Source organism: Paenibacillus sp. FSL H7-0942 (assembly GCF_045040715.1).
Taxonomy (GTDB): Bacteria; Bacillota; Bacilli; order Paenibacillales; family Paenibacillaceae; genus Paenibacillus; species Paenibacillus amylolyticus.
This window is the reverse complement of sequence record NZ_CP150279.1, coordinates 2981302-2997410: the sequence shown is the minus strand read 5'-3', so window position 1 is coordinate 2997410 and position 16109 is coordinate 2981302. Positions and strand designations below refer to the sequence as shown.

Here is a 16109-nt window from a genome sequence, read left to right as displayed (position 1 = left end):
GAGATGGTGTCAACCCTATTCCGTATAAAAAGTTGAACTAAATTATTACACCGAGTCGCTTCGATCGCTGTACCATTCTTCGAGTACTCTGATTACGTAAAAACGTCACATCCGATTGAAGCCTGAAGAGTCCCACTCCAATGTTTGCTGTAAACCTGCCTTCAATCCACCCAGATCCAGCCCATCCACAGCAAAAGCCTCACGGATCAAAGGCGGCGCGACGAATTCATCATACTTACCCAGATAAGGTGCTTCATCTTCAGCCAGTAACGTAGATGCGTCTTCAGCCGCCCGACACTCACTCATAATCTCGGCTAACAATGTTCGTTCATCCACCTTGCCGGACACTACAAAATAATATGGCTCCATGGGCACAACCGAACGCAAGGCAAGTTTCTTGGACAGATTATGCTTCATCAGGCGCTCCAATGTACGGAATGATTTACTTCCCACCCAAGGAAGAACGTACATCGAATCTCCCCCTGCCGGAATCACAACCTGCTTCAACAGTCCGCTTTCACGAGCTAAGCGGCGTGCCCGTTCAAGTCGATTGACGGCTTGTGGTGACAGGTAAGGATAGATGGTCGAGTCGGACAACACTTCACGCATTTTCTGCACTACCGACGTATGAATATCTCCTCCCGCACCAAGCCATAACGTATCTACCTTACCTTTTGCAGACTTCACATACACAGCCTTGTGCTTATGATCGACCTCTTCCACTTTCCACAGTTTGCCTGCGAGCGAGAAGCAATAGCCAGGTGGGGGTACGGTTGTAATCGAACCGATCTCTTCCGAGCCGTTTAATACTTTATGTTCCTCATCGTCCTTGAACACGGCATAGAAGCGATAATTATTCACAATTTTCTCACCTGTCAGACCGATGATCAATGTTCGATCCTCTGTCCATTGCAGATGATCCGTCTCAATGAGGTAATTCAGGAAAACCTGATATTGATCAGGTCTAATCAACGCAAATGGAGCCAGCGAAAGGATGGCTTCTGCAAGATCTCTCGGCTCCGCCTCCCCCATACTTTTCAACATGCTCATCGTCTGATGGTAGAGCACACCTATGGGCATTTTGCGAGCTTCAAGAGGTTCGACCCACTTGGTTTTTACATAGAGCTCAATGACAGCAATCGCACGCATTAACGTCCACGGCATACGTGCTGGCAATTGGGCTTCCTCATCCTCTTCCTCCGGACATACAAAAAGCATCTCTGATGCCATATCCTCTCGTCTCCCTGAACGTCCCAGACGCTGTACAAAGCTGGACGCACTATACGGCGCACCGAGCTGAACCACACGTTCCAGCTCGCCCAGATCGATGCCCAGTTCAAGCGTGACCGTTGCCGCAGCAACCGCGGGACCCGATCCAGTGCGTAGGGCAGCTTCCGTCTCTTCCCTCAGCATGGCGGAGATACTTCCATGATGCACATGGAACACATCACGCTCTTGCCTGCGAGCCGCGACCCGCCGCATCTCAAGAATGGTGACTTCTGCATCTGTACGGCTGTTGGTGAAGATCAGCGCTTTTTTACGATGTGTGCTCTCATAGATGAAGTCGTAGTACGCTTTACGTGCGTTATGAAGCTGCTCCGCTTGCTCCTCGTCCTGCGCATCTGGAAAAGAGAAATGTTCCACCCGCAATCGCAGCTTGCGGCCGCCCGGGGAAGAGACCACATCCACCCCCTGCTGCGTTCCGGCAGCAAGCCAAGACGTAGCCGCATCATAGTCACTAAGTGTAGCCGACAAGCCCACTCTTCGCGGTGCACAGCCAGCCATACGCTCGATTCTGGCAAGCTCGCTGAGTACTTGAATGCCCCGATCCGCTCCCATGAAAGCATGCACCTCATCGATGATGACATACCGCAGGTCATGAAACAGCGCCGGGATTGCATTCGGTCGATTCATGAGCAGACCTTCCAGCGATTCTGGCGTTATCTGGAGCACACCGGACGGATTTTTCATCAGTTTTGTTTTCTCCGCCTGAGGTACGTCCCCGTGCCAATGCCAAACCGGAATATTTCCTTCGGATAACAGATCCTTAAGGCGTTCGAATTGATCATTAATCAGGGCTTTCAGAGGTCCAATGTACAAAATACCAACCGACTTGGAAGGCCGTTCATACAGCTCGGTCAATGCAGGAAAAAAAGCCGCCTCCGTTTTGCCGGAGGCCGTTCCCGCCGCAATCAGCATATGATGTGGGGTATGAAAACAGATATTGCAGGCCTCAATCTGAGCAGGACGAAGCGATTCCCATCTTTTTTTATATATAAATTCCTGAACAAACGGAGCCAGCCGATAGAACGGATTATCACTCATAATTCAAACTCCGCCAGAAAGTCGTCCAGATCATCTGTATTCGCGGAAGCATCTGTCCCTTTACCCGTTTCCTGAGGTTTGGCAACCCGCTCGCCAAGTAATTGAGTATAAGTCACTTCAGGATTCTGGTGTAACGTATGCAGAACATCCATAAAGTCTCGTACCACTTCACGCGTGGTCAGCAATTCATCCGCACCCAGCCGGTTCACCGCCGTTTGCATAAAATCAACCAATTGTTCATCCGTCAGACTTGCGCTGTATCCAAAATGCAGGGCATGAATCTGCCGCAGCTTCTGAAGTAAAATCAGAATCTCTTCATGCGATAACATCGCCAGCTTCAGGATCGGACCTGTGTAATTCGCATACGCTTTGGCTGCATAACGACCATCAATAAGCCTGGAGCGAAGCGCTTCATAGCTGTATAATCCGCGCCGTTCATCCTCCACAAATTGCGGCGTACCACCTACAAATATGCCCAGGTGCTCTGCCTTACCCTGCATCGTATCATTGAACATAGTCAGCAATTTCTCATAGTTGCTTTGACGGGAGACACTGTTTGTAATTTTGTACAGATTCACTGCTTCATCAATGAACAACAGCAATCCTTTGTAACCAATGCGCGCTGTGAATTCAGACCACAATTTGAAGTAGTCATACCAGTTATCATCGTCAATAATGACCCCAACAGCGAGTTCTTTTTTCGCTTCCGTTTTGGTTGCAAATTCTCCTCGAAGCCAGCGAAGCGCCGCCTGTTTGCGATCATCATCAGCCAGCTTGTACCCGTTCCAGTACGACGCCAGTACTTTGGCAAAATCAAAGCCGTGAACCAGATTCTGCATCTCCCCCGTCACCGCATAGATCTGCTTCTCTACTTCCAGCGGCAGAGCGGGATCATCCGGGCGCAAGTTCTGACTCTGCATCGAGGACTGTTGCAACCCTGCGATCCATTTTTGCAAAATCGGCTCCAACGCTCCCCCATCCGGGCGTGTGCGTGTAGACAGACGAGTCATCAGTTCGCGATATGTCGCAAGTCCCTGCCCTTTGGTTCCCACCAATCGACGCTCAGGTGACAGATCCGCATCCGCAACAACGAAGTCACGATCCATCGCATAGTTACGAATCATTTGCAAAAGAAAGCTTTTACCGCTGCCGTAACGACCCGTAATGAGTTTAAACGCTGCGCCTCCCTCGGCGATATTATCCATATCCCGCAAGATGGCTTCCACTTCCGGTTTCCGACCAACAGCAATCTGCTCCAGTCCTATGCGCGGGACAACACCAGCTGTCAATGAATTTACAAGCGCGGTAGTCAGCCGCTTTGGTATTTTAAGTTCTGTCACTGCGTATCACCTCTTCACATGTTCGAACACATCTATATAATCAGGAACAATCCGATCACCATCAATCAGAAGATCACCGATCGTTTCCATAGCCACATCATTAATTTCATCCAGCAGAAGCGTAGGCATCGTTCCATATTGCTCAGCCAGACGCATCAGCTCCGTATCTGGACTTGCGCCAAGTAGGACATGAATCGTTTGCACCTGCTGAGGGGAGAGTTCATTGGCAAAGAGCAGCCATTCTTCATCCAGATCAGCCTCAGCAGACTCGTCCCACTGCAACCTAATCGATTCTACTTCCGCTCCTGTTGCAATCTCTACTGCAGATGGCTCCGACTCCATGGAACCTTCAGTTGGAGTGATCTCATTCCTTGCTTCCAGTACATCGAATGGATTACTTGTAACATTTGCGTTGTTATCCTCTTCATCCTTCACTTCAGAAGGGTGATCATCCTCAATTGTAAGCGCCAATCGCACGTACTCACTTTCCTGCTGTAACGACGCCAATTTCTCTGTATCAATACGAATCATTGGTTGCTCCACAGTCTCAGCCTGCTCGATCGCATAAGCCTTGTCCAGGTAACGTTCAATCAGATTTGCAAGTTCGGGTTCAAGAGTCTGTCCTCGCAATCGGCCTCTGAATCCGAGCAGTTCACGAAGTTTATTTTCAGTACATCGATAGATCCGCGTGACCATCTGCACAAATTCAGCCTGTTCACCTATGGGCATATATCTGAACGATACCGATCTTCCATAGATCGAATCATCATAGACTGCTTTGCGAAACAGGATGCGCTCCATCGTGCGTTCATCGTTAGGATCACACTCAGGCAACAGTCCAACTAGTCGCGTACGTTCCAGGTACGAATCAACCAAGGCCATGACCCGCGGGATGTACTGCTCCATCACTTCTTTGCCGCCATCTCTATAAAATTTACTGAGTGTAATATCGTAATCATAGTATCTTTGCAGCATATTCAGCGAGATATCCGATACATTATCCTGTAAAATACGTTGCAGTTCCCTATCCAGCATCTCTGCTGGCAGGTATCCGCCCGAAAGGCCCATGACCTCGGATAAGGACATCTCCATCTGATGGACCAGCACATAATCGACCATCCACTCTTGCATATATATATTTAATTGGGGCAGCCGTTCACGGTAGTTCACCCATAGCTGCTTTAATTGATCATAACCATCCTGAGGATTCTGCCAGCGAATGCCGTTAATTAACTCGTAGATATGAACAAATAGATAGGACAGATCGGTATCCGGGTATCTCCCCTGACGTACTTCCTTCCTCCAAAACATATACCACTTGCGCTGGGCTTCATTCATCACGCCATACGTTGGCCAGTAACTCATAAAGGGAACCCACGGGGATACATCCCCCTCCATATCTGCCCACTGCTTTGCTTCCTCTACAAAACGTTTCTCTGAGGACAATATGCCTCCACGATGCTGCATCGTATCATGTGCAGACTGCACAATGGTTGAACGATCGGGAACCGGAACTGTTGCTGTTTCAGGTTCTTCACTCAGATCTATCTCCATAAATTCCAATTGTCTTGAGTTGTCTTTCATAGAACGTTATCTCACCCTCCTCCAAGACAGAATACGAACAAGTGTATCCATAGGGATCATTATATCACTTGTGCTGTGTCTGCGGTGACGAAATTTAGACATTCCTGGACACAAAAAAGAAGGCATTTCTGCCCTCTTTTCATCATGTCTATTTAACTTTTCTCTGTCCTCTCCGTTAGGTGTAAATGTATTGTTTCAACTTATATAGGTTCCTTTTAATATATGAAAAAAGTCCGCCCTACGTATTAATCCATTGATCTAATAGTCGGAATGTCTCTGATGCACTGTGTACCATGTTGTCATGATCTTCTGGAGTGCTGATGGACTGCTGAAGCAAACCTGTAAACTCGCTCCATCTTGTTCTTGTCTCAGAGCCGTAAGCATTGAAATATTCCAATCCACGATCAGCTTCAATGGTCAGGAACTGCGACAAGCGCTTGGTCATGATCTGTCCACCGTTCGTGGACCCCTCAATTACATACAGATATCCGAACAAACGGGCAGGTGTTGAAATATCCGGTAGTTCTTCACAGAGCGGAAGTTGGCTGATTTCCTCTTCACTGGCACCCAGATTTCGTAAATCTTTCTCCAACAGTCCAGCCTTGCCTCTAATCTCGATATCCAAACCCGTACTTCCCCAGAAAGGCAGCAGAACAGCCTGATCTTCCAGTGGTTTCAGGAATCCATAAAATTTCTCTAAATATGTTCTATATTCTTCTATAGTCACAGTTTGATTCATAATGGCTTTTGCATAAGGGTTCTGTTCTACTTGTCTGTGATAATGAGCTGTCTCGCTCTTCAGACGTTCCATAATTGTTGTTGCTGTCATCGTAGTTATCCCCTTTCACAATCTGTTTTATTGTTGCAAATGAATGCTGATCCTCAACTGATCCTCAGTATATTGAAATAGAAACTGCTTTTCTTGCTCTCAGCTCCATTTAAGACAAACAAAGACTCTATGTAAGTATACTTATTCTTGTTTGAGAAAACTATATGAATCCGTCATTGTTTCACGTTAGATTATTTCCCGCATTGTTATGATAACTTAGTTATAATTCATAGGATAAAAAAAAAAAAACGACCCCTGACGTCATGTTTGTCAGGAATCGTTTGATATAAAGATGATTTATTTGTTTATGGTATCGGACCCCGAACCCCAGTTTTTTAACTTGTGTAATAGACTGATTAGAGCCGGAAGCAAGATTGGAAGCATGACAAAACTTAGCAAAACCAATCCGATGATGACAGAAATAGCTACTTCAATCAGCGTAACAACACCGGAAGGAATTAGTGCGGCGAAGGTACCTCCCAATATTACTGCCGCCGAGATCACGACCCCTCCTATATTACGGGAAGCTTCCGTAATTTTATGAATTGGATCTCCTTCAATCTCACGATATTTCATCATGAGGAAGATACTGTAGTCCACACCAAGTGTAACAATCATGATCAGACTGAAGAAAGGAACGTTCCAGCTCAGATAGTCAACGCCAAGCGGGCCAACCATCAGCAATTCATTCAGACCAAGGGCCACATAATACGTCAGGAATAACGCACCTATAATGATTACAGTCTGCCAAAACGAACGAATAATGAACAAAAGTATCAATCCAATTCCAATCAGCATGATCATGGACGTCCGATTCAGATCACCTCCGGATAATTCTTTCATATCCAGGTTCTGTGAGGGTATGCCGCCCAGTGCCACTTTCGCCTCACTCAAATCCGTGCCAACCAAAGCCGTTTCCAACTGCTTGTTAAGATTTTGAACAACATCCATCGCTTCTTTCGAATATGGATTATCGGTCAAAATGATGGAGATTTCCGCTGTCTTCCGATCCGAAGACATATACATGTCGAGCGAACTTAGAAACCCTTCTCCTTTTAATACATCTTCTGGAATGTAGAAGCTTTTCGCAGTATCAGACTGGCCAAGATGGGCCAAATAATCTTCGGCATCACCAAGACCCTTCGACACATCTGAGAGTCCTTTTGTACTTTCGGTCAATCCGGATTTCAACTCACCCATTTTGTCCTGCAAATCGTTCAGACCGCTTAACAACTGGCTCTGTCCTTCATTAATCTGACCCAACCCATCTTTCACTTCCAATGTTTTACCCGCTATCTGCTTGGTTCCGTTGGCTCCAGTCGCCAAACCTTTGGATAGCTCGCCAGCACCGTCTTCAAGCTGACCGACACCTACAGCAACCTGAGTCAGACCGCCACTAATTTGAGCCATTGACTCGTTGGCTTCCTTGAAAGAAACCATAGCCCCATTGTACTGCTGCATCAACGGGTCCAACTGTGTGTATAACGCGTTCAGTTCAGTTCGAGCCGCTTGAGAAATATTAATCACTTGTACGGCATCTTCTTCTTGTTGTAACTCAGGATGAGTCGCAATTAGACGGGTCATGCTGCCTTCGATCTGAGTATAGGCATCAAGCGCTCCCTTAATGGCTGTCTTGATGCTTGTGAAAGTACCACTAAAGGAACCAAATCCCTGTTCAAGTTGCCTATACCCTTTTTGCAGATCATTGGCACCTTTAGACAGGTCTCCAACCTTTTCTTTAAGGGTAGTAAGTCCGTTTTTCAACGTCTCTGCCCCTTCTTCCCCATTATTCAGCCCATCAGATACCTGATTCATGGCGTCTCCCAATGCATTTACTCCAACTTGCAACCGGCTTGTCCCATCAATCAACAGCTGTACATTACTTAAATCATTTGAAGATTGAAGCTGTCCAGCTGCAGAGGACAAACCTTCGTTAATTTCGCTTACACCATCGTTTGCTTTACCAATACCCTGATTAAGCTCCTCTGCTTGATCGTTAATATACAACTCTTTAATTTGGACTCCAGTTGGTCGAGTGACACTGTAAATCTCAGAGACACCTTCCACCTTGGACATCTTATCCGTCAGATCATCCAGTGCCTTCAGCAATGTCTGATTGTCCATTGCCTGCTCGGATTGCACAACCAATGTTGTTGGCGCTGAGAATCCTGGTGCATAATGCTCCATAATCAGATTAATCCCCTGTTTGGAATTGTAGTCATTATTGACTTCAAACAGATCATTATAACTTAGTCGATTACTGTAACTAAATAATAAAGGAACACTAATCACCGCAACCAGAATGATCGCCAGGAAAGGTCTTCGTACCGATTGGCGGGATAAAAATCCCCACAGCCGGCTGTCCGCATGGCCTTCGAATTTTTTCGATGGCCAGAACATTTTTTTGCCCATGACAACCATGAAGAACGGGTTCAACGTATTGAGGACGATAATGAGAACCGCTACTGCGATCGCCACCGCAGAGGTTGCTTGATATAACTGAAACTTGGCAAGCAGGAGTGAAAGAAACCCGATGAATACAGCGATGCCGCTATACAATACGGTTCTGCCTGCTGTTTTAAATGTCGCTTTGGTCGCAAGAATCACATCGCCATCTTGTCTACTTAGTTCCTCCTTGAATCTGGTATATAACAGGATATTATAATCCGTCCCAATACCAAAGAGGATAACGACCATAAATATCTGAGTAAAGTTCGAGAACGGAAAGTTAAACCAATCTACAAGATATCCCACAATAGCTAATGAAACAACGTAAGATATACCTACCGTGAGCAGTGAAATAACAGGTATGATTGGCGATCTAAAAATAATAATCAGGATAACGAGGATGAAAATGATCGCGATAATTTCTGTTTTCTGCACACCGTCTTCAATCGATTTACCAAAATCATCATCGATCAGGTCAGCTCCCGTCAGATATGTATCCACATCAGGGATGGCTGTAGATTCTTTTAATAGACTAATCACTTCCGAAAGAGGAATATTCTCATCTTTAGTGACGGTGATTTGAGTCAGGATCGTGGTTTGGTCCTCGGATATAAGCCGATCAGCTTGCTCTTCACCATCCAGATGGCTTGTGATCGTCTCAATATTCAGTTGCTTTTTCTGATTTTTCAGGTTGGATAAAACGGATTCGATCTCCGTCTTTTGCTGGTTCGTTAATGCTTGTGTATCTTCTCCACTATTAAATACAGCAATGAGGGAATAAGTATTCCCGCTATCCTTATCCATATCTTTCAACATAGTCGCAGCAACCTGGCTTTGTGCCGTTTCAGGAATTGAAATCTGTCCTTTTTCTTTTACCAGTTGACCAAAATCAGGCATCGCCACTACAGAAACGAGAGTAATAAGTATCCAAAAAATCAGGGAAATCGTTCTGGGATTCCTAAGTTTATTCATGATTTATCTTCACACACCTTATGTCTAGTATAGGAATGAATATTCATTCCGTTTATGTTGTAAAAAAGGCCAATAGAATCAATGGACTCTAATGGCATTCCACAGGCACTCCTCAAGCTGGTTCATTAGCTCCGGCGTCGCTTCCAGGAGACCTTTGTTAAAGTGTTCAAACAAATGTATGAAAGCACCGTAAACTATATTCATTAAAGCTTCTGTAGGCAGTATAATAATGGCTCCTTGCTGCTGCCCCTTATGTATGCATTCATTCAGAAACCCCATAAATTCATTGACACTTTCCTTGCTTTCATCGTGAAAATGCAATGCATTACCCGTAGAATTAATAAACTTTAGGCGATCCGGGTCGGACTCTGCGAACTTGAACAATCCACGAAAAATATGATGAAACTGGTCTCGTACAGGTATCGGCTCATTCGGAAATCCCTGTTTTAAGGCATCAAGAAACTCCCTGATACTTTTCTGAAAAAGTTCATTCAACAATACTTCCTTGTTCGTAAAATAACGGTAAATAGTGCCTGCCCCCACCTGAGCCGAATCAGCAATCATCGGCATGGTTGTTGCATCGAATCCCCGCTGGGCAAAAAGCGTTAAAGCAGCTGCAAAAATATCATCTTTTTTGCTGCTTTTAGCCATGTGGCTATCCCTCCTTTATATAGGAATGAACGTTCATTCCGTTATGTTTGATCAGTATAACTCCTTTTGTCACTTCAAGCAAGACCTTTCTATTCTACTGTTTATTCTTCAAAATGATACAATAACAATAAAATCTATTATTTTGGAGGACTTATGTTCATGAATATAACCATTCAAGACATTATACAGTATCTCACAGCCCATGTAGAGTTACCGGAGAACACGGTAGATCGGCTGATTACTGGCTCGTCCGACCAAACGGTCACAGGTGTGTTTGTTACTTTTATGCCCACTCAACATGTCATTGAACATGCCGTACAACGTGGGGCCAATCTAATTATCGCTCATGAATCCCCCTTCTACAACCATCACAGTCATACCGATTGGTTAGCCAATGATCCAGTTTATGAAACTAAAAAAAGCTTGATCACCGAAGCAGGCATTTCCATCTATCGATGTCATGATATCATCCACCGCTTCCAACCGGATGGCATTACCGAAGGACTGATTCAGGCCTTGGGGTGGTCCTCTTATGTGGAGCAACAACTAGCGGAAGCAGACATCCTTTCTTTTCCGGAAGGACGCACCGTTGAAGCTATTGCTCACCATGTGAAAAGTTCCCTGGGCATCGATTATGTACGCGTTGCAGGTAATGCGGAAATAGTCTGTAGACGTGCAGCGGTACTGGTAGGTTTTCGTGGCAATGGCCCTGTGACGATTCCCTTGATTCAGAATGAGCAATTGGATCTCATCATCGCTGGAGAAGGATTCGAATGGGAGACACCGGAATATATCCGTGATGCTGTGCAACAAGGCAAGTCCAAGGCATTGATCATGATGGGGCATGCAGAGAGCGAGGCTTCGGGAATGAAGTTATTGGCAGACAGGTTGGCAGAACGTTTTCCCGAATTGTCTGTTCGTTTTGTAGGCGAGAAGCCTGTTTACACTGTGATCAAGTAGGATCATTGGATTTGTACGGAGAAGATCTTCTAGCTGATTGCTTCTAATCTGCCTGTCCTACCCTGGAGCTTTGGATACTTACTATGCTCCGGGGACGCTGGGCAGACTCTCGTTTCATTTTTTGGATAGCAACGAACCTGATACACTCTATTGAGCGAATATTTGCCGATTTTCAAAAGTAACGAATCGTAGACACCCTATTCCTCCATTCCCCCCTGTTACCGTCCATATCTACCCAACGTAGCCCAATTAGCGTCGCTGAGATTCGTTAGATTTCTCAGTTCAACCAAATCAGTACAATTAAGGTGTCACTGGTTCGTTAGACTATGATGAAAAATGAGTACTGAGCACATTTACCCACGCATCTCTTCATGCCCCATCTGGATTTCCCGAGTTCTTTATTGTACTCTAAATGCTGTGACTTCAAAGCTCAGGACATTTGTCCTTGGCGTTTGGGATGAGTTTATCATTTAATAATAGAAGTCGAAGTGATTGAATAAGGAGCGTACATATGAGAGGAATTATTTTTGCATTACTAGGCGGCGCGTGTATCACGCTCCAAGGTGTTGCCAATACTCGGATTAGCACCGACATGGGCACATGGCAGGCCGCTACGATTACACAACTGACAGGATTCATCTTAGCAGCGCTGATCCTAATCTTTGTTAGAGACACCAATCTTCAAGGACTCAAACAAGTAAAACCTATGTACTTGGCTGGAGGTGCTTTTGGCGCCGTCATTATTTTCAGCGAAGTGACGGCCATTCAGCAAATTGGGGTTACGTTCACGATCTCGGCCCTGCTCATTGCTCAGCTGTTCCTGACTTTTCTGGTGGATAGTAACGGATGGTTCGGCGTCGTGAAACAAAAGATGAAACTGCCGCAATTTCTGGGCATTGCCTTAATGGTGACTGGTGTCATTATTATGAAACTATAGTTTTTGGAGAAGGATTGAAACATATCGTCGGGGGTGAATCACAGCGTGCAAGAGATCCATAACGAGCAACAATTAATGCAGTATCTGAAGCAATATCAACTCGAAAAGGTATTTCACGAGCCCCTGCGTACACATATGACATTATGCCACTTTGAGAAGTGTGAATTGATCTGTCGTGAAGGGGAAACTTCCGAATATTTGTACGTACTGGTCGAGGGTAAAATCAAGATTTTCACCACCTCCGCTCAGGATAAAACGCTGGTGCTTTGTTTCAAAACACCGCTTGAAGTCGTCGGTGACATAGAGTATGTCCGTGAAAGCGATATTGTTAATACGGTTCAGGCCGTGTCACCTGTGGTGATGCTTCGCATTCATTATCAATGGCTCGCTGAGCTTGCCAGCGATTATGCACCTTTGCTTAAATTTTTGCTTAAAATCATCTCACACAAATTCTACATTGACTCGAACTTTTCCAATTTCAACCTGATGTATCCCGTTGAGGTTCGTCTAGTCAGCTACCTGCTCTCCATCTCAACAGAAGAAGCGGGCAACGTCGTTCATGAAGAGCTGGACGCGTTCAATCTGACCGACATCGCGAATCTGATCGGCACCAGTTACCGACACCTGAACCGGGTCATCCAGAAGCTCTGTGCAGACGGGTTAATTGAACGACATCAGGGGTTGATTATGATCAAGGATCGAGCGGGTCTAAGGGAAATAACAGGTCACAATATTTATGAATAAGGAGTTCGACAACCATGTTAATCACAGGTATTTCGCTTGCACTACTGGCAGGTGCACTTGTCAGTCTGCAAACGATTTTTAATAGCAAAGTCAATGAACGCACCGGTTCATGGTCCACAACAACGATGGTGCTTTTCACCGGATTCATTGCTTCGTTCCTCATCTCTCTGCTAGTGGAGGGCAAAAATACATTCAGCTTCCAGCATATGCAGCCCTGGTACTGGCTCAGTGGAGCCATCGGCGTTGGCGTGGTATTCTGTCTCGTGCAAGGGATGAAGCTGCTTGGTCCCACATATGCCATCTCGATCGTACTGACGTCCCAATTGAGTTTTGCGCTACTATTTGATTCCATGGGATGGCTCGGTCTGGAGCAAATTCCTTTTTCGTGGAATCAACTGCTAGGTGTAGTTGTCATTGTCGGCGGAATTGTGTTATTCAAGTTCGGTGGAAGTAAATCGGAAAAATCAGAGCAGTCCCCTGGAACAATTCAGTCTGACTCATAAACAAACAAAAAAAGAGTGTCCGTCCAATCCCGCAGATTGGTCAGACACTCTTTTTATGCAATCAAACCACGTATCGCCTCGTTATCTTAAACGAACTCTACGTTGTGGTAAACTTGTTGAACATCTTCAAGGTCCTCAAGCGCATCGATCAGTTTCTCGAACTGAGCTTGTGCATCCTCTGGAAGTTCAATATGGTTTTGCGCAAGCATGGTCAGCTCGGCTACTGTGAACTCAGTAATACCAGCAGCTTTGAATGCTTCTTGTACAGCGTGGAATTGATCCGGTTCTGCATATACAATTACAGCATCGTCTTCGTCCACGATATCACGTACATCCACATCTGCTTCAAGCAGAAGTTCCAGTACTTCCTCGGAGTTTTTACCTTCTATACCAATAACCGCTGTTGGATCAAACATGTAAGCAACAGAACCGCTGACACCCATGTTACCCGCGTTTTTGTTAAACGCAGAGCGCACTTCCGGCGCTGTACGATTCACATTGTTGGTGAGTGCATCAACGATGACCATCGCACCATTCGGTCCGAAACCTTCATAACGCAACTCTTCATAGTTCTCATCCCCGCTGCCTTTTGCTTTTTCCATCGCACGATCAATGATGGCTTTGGGTACATTATACGTTTTGGCACGTTCCAGCACGACTTTCAGTGCACGGTTCGCTTCCGGGTCCGGTTCGCCCTTCTTGGCAGCTACATAGATCTCAACGCCGAATTTAGCGTAGACCCGGCTCGTGTTTGCATCTTTTGAAGCTTTCTTTTCCTTGATATTATTCCACTTACGACCCATATCGTTTCCGCTCACTTTCAACATTTAATCTGCTTTCTACTATGCCATTATATCTTGTTGAGCGTACTTCAACAAGTTAATACACACGAAATAATGGGAATAACTGCGGCGATTATCCATCTCCATTTGAAGGTTAGCCTCAGTTTATCCTCTCATAAATCTCTCAGCAGCAACTAACGTTACCTCTATTCACTCCATATATAGCAGACAAGAAGCACCCCATAAAGGAATGCTTCCGCCCTAAATCAGTCCTAATTTCAGTTATCTTACTCGGTCAATTAAGCGTGAAATTGTCGACCATCCAACACTTCAGGAACATAACCCACACGAATGACAAAGTCTCCGAAATGTTCACCTTCATTGCGCTCTTTAGCATACTGGTTCACCATTGGAGTTAATGTGTCCAGAATCTCGGTTTCGCCAATGTTTTCTTTGTACAGCTTATTCAAGCGATGTCCAGTGAAGCTGCCACCGAGATACATGTTGTATTTACCCGGCGCTTTACCGATAAATGAAATCTCCGCCAGCATCGGTCTTGCGCATCCGTTCGGGCAACCCGTCATCCGAATGACAATCTCTTTGTCTCTCAGCCCGGCTTCGTCCAGTACAGGCTCCAGTTTGTCGATCAGGGACGGCAAGTAACGTTCGGACTCAGCCATCGCAAGGCCGCAGGTCGGAAACGCAACACAAGCCATTGAACTTCTGCGCAACGCTGAGTAATGCGCACCATCGGTCAGATTATACTGCTGAATCAGCGCTTCGATCTTTTTCTTCTTCTGGCTGCTAATATTACCGATGATCAGATTCTGGTTCGCAGTCAGACGGAAATCACCCGTATGCACTTTGGCAATTTCACGTAAACCCGTCATGAGAGGATATCCATCAACATCCTTTACACGACCATTCTGAATGAACAGCGTGTAGTGCCATCTGCCATTATTACCTTTTACCCAACCATATCGATCTCCGTTAGTCTCAAAATGATATGGACGTGCCGCATCCAGTTTCCATCCCAGACGGGTGGTCAGCTCTTCGACAAACCACTCCACACCACGATCATCCAGCGTATATTTGAAACGAGCATGTTTACGAACTGCACGATCTCCATAATCACGCTGAATCATAACTGTTTTCTCTGCAACATCAATCATTTGCTCCGGGGTACAGAAACCAATGACTTTGGACACCTGAGGATAGGTTTTGGCGTCACCATGAGACATCCCCATGCCGCCTCCTACGGAAACGTTGAAGCCTTGCAACTTGCCGTTCTCCACAATAGCAATAAAGCCAAGATCCTGTGAATAGACGTCCACATCATTGGATGGTGGTACAGCAATACCGATTTTGAACTTCCGTGGCAAATACACTTTGCCATAGATTGGTTCAACTTCTTCGTCCGAGTCCTGGGAATCAACCACTTTCTCTCCGTCCAGCCACAGCTCATGATAAGCCCGGGTCCGAGGGTCCAAATGATTGCTCACCTGACATGCCCACTCATACACTTCAGCATGCACATCAGATTGATTCGGATTCGGGTTACACATCACGTTACGGTTTACGTCACCACATGCAGCCAGTGTGCTTAACAACGAATCGTTCACTTCGCGAATGGTGTTTTTAAGATCCCACTTCAGTACGCCATGCAGTTGGAAAGACTGACGTGTAGTCAGACGAATCGTCTCATTCGCATATTTATGCGCTACCCGATCCATCATCAACCACTGCTCCGGGGTTACAATCCCACCGGAAGCACGCACACGTAACATGAATTGGTATGCAGGCTCCAGCTTGGATTTGTGACGCTCATTACGCAGGTCACGGTCATCCTGCATATAACTACCGTGGTGTTTCATCAGACGGTTGTCGTCCTCTGGAATAGCCCCCGTGATACGATCAGCCAACGTTTCGGTCAGACTTCCGCGCAAGTAATCACTTTTGATCTTTATATCTTCCACATCACTATTCGTGCGCTGTGGGTTAAGTAAGTTATTATAAACCATGCTGCTTTCTCCT

Annotated in this window: 12 protein-coding genes; 4 read left to right on the top strand and 8 right to left on the bottom strand. The window is 45.7% G+C overall.

Annotated elements, in window-relative coordinates; genetic code table 11:
* Nucleotides 1–105: 105 nt before the first annotated feature.
* From MHI48_RS13575 to MHI48_RS13550, 6 genes are all read right to left on the bottom strand, one after another.
* Complete coding sequence (locus MHI48_RS13575; protein WP_405144302.1) at nt 106–2325, bottom strand: DEAD/DEAH box helicase; 2220 nt, start codon at nt 2323–2325, stop codon at nt 106–108.
* A complete protein-coding gene (locus MHI48_RS13570) occupies nt 2322–3665 on the bottom strand; it encodes an ATP-binding protein (RefSeq protein ID WP_405144300.1) in 1344 nt (447 codons plus the stop codon). The genes MHI48_RS13575 and MHI48_RS13570 overlap by 4 nt, the downstream gene beginning before the upstream one ends.
* Before the next feature lie 6 nt (nt 3666–3671).
* Nucleotides 3672–5249, bottom strand: a complete 1578-nt coding sequence (locus tag MHI48_RS13565; RefSeq protein ID WP_405144298.1) for a TerB N-terminal domain-containing protein — start codon at nt 5247–5249, stop codon at nt 3672–3674.
* Nucleotides 5250–5487: 238 nt separating this feature from the next.
* Nucleotides 5488–6078 (bottom strand): biliverdin-producing heme oxygenase, encoded by a 591-nt coding sequence (locus tag MHI48_RS13560; protein WP_405144296.1) that lies wholly within the window; start codon nt 6076–6078, stop codon nt 5488–5490.
* A gap of 297 nt (nt 6079–6375) precedes the next feature.
* A complete protein-coding gene (locus MHI48_RS13555; RefSeq protein ID WP_405144294.1) occupies nt 6376–9498 on the bottom strand; it encodes an MMPL family transporter in 3123 nt (1040 codons plus the stop codon).
* Between the two features lie 78 nt (nt 9499–9576).
* A complete protein-coding gene (locus tag MHI48_RS13550; RefSeq protein ID WP_340936102.1) occupies nt 9577–10149 on the bottom strand; it encodes a TetR/AcrR family transcriptional regulator in 573 nt (190 codons plus the stop codon).
* Between the two features lie 159 nt (nt 10150–10308).
* Here MHI48_RS13550 and MHI48_RS13545 point away from each other — a divergent pair, with 159 nt between their 5' ends.
* The 4 genes from MHI48_RS13545 to MHI48_RS13530 all read left to right on the top strand — a co-directional run bounded on the left by MHI48_RS13545 (nt 10309) and on the right by MHI48_RS13530 (nt 13293).
* Nucleotides 10309–11109 (top strand): Nif3-like dinuclear metal center hexameric protein, encoded by an 801-nt coding sequence (locus MHI48_RS13545; RefSeq protein ID WP_340936103.1) that lies wholly within the window; start codon nt 10309–10311, stop codon nt 11107–11109.
* A 511-nt stretch (nt 11110–11620) separates the two neighbouring features.
* Complete coding sequence (locus MHI48_RS13540; RefSeq protein WP_105409482.1) at nt 11621–12046, top strand: DMT family transporter; 426 nt, start codon at nt 11621–11623, stop codon at nt 12044–12046.
* A 45-nt stretch (nt 12047–12091) separates the two neighbouring features.
* A complete protein-coding gene (locus MHI48_RS13535) occupies nt 12092–12790 on the top strand; it encodes a Crp/Fnr family transcriptional regulator (protein WP_405144647.1) in 699 nt (232 codons plus the stop codon).
* Between the two features lie 14 nt (nt 12791–12804).
* Complete coding sequence (locus tag MHI48_RS13530) at nt 12805–13293, top strand: DMT family transporter (protein ID WP_405144291.1); 489 nt, start codon at nt 12805–12807, stop codon at nt 13291–13293.
* Nucleotides 13294–13379: 86 nt separating this feature from the next.
* On the opposite strand, the gene MHI48_RS13525 is transcribed toward MHI48_RS13530, so the two are convergent.
* Together MHI48_RS13525 and cysI are read right to left on the bottom strand one after the other, a co-directional pair.
* Nucleotides 13380–14096, bottom strand: a complete 717-nt coding sequence (locus MHI48_RS13525; protein WP_036608916.1) for a YebC/PmpR family DNA-binding transcriptional regulator — start codon at nt 14094–14096, stop codon at nt 13380–13382.
* 278 nt (nt 14097–14374) lie between these two features.
* Nucleotides 14375–16096, bottom strand: coding sequence for an assimilatory sulfite reductase (NADPH) hemoprotein subunit (cysI, locus tag MHI48_RS13520; RefSeq protein WP_076327892.1), 1722 nt, complete (start codon nt 16094–16096; stop codon nt 14375–14377).
* Between the last annotated feature and the right edge of the window lie 13 nt (nt 16097–16109).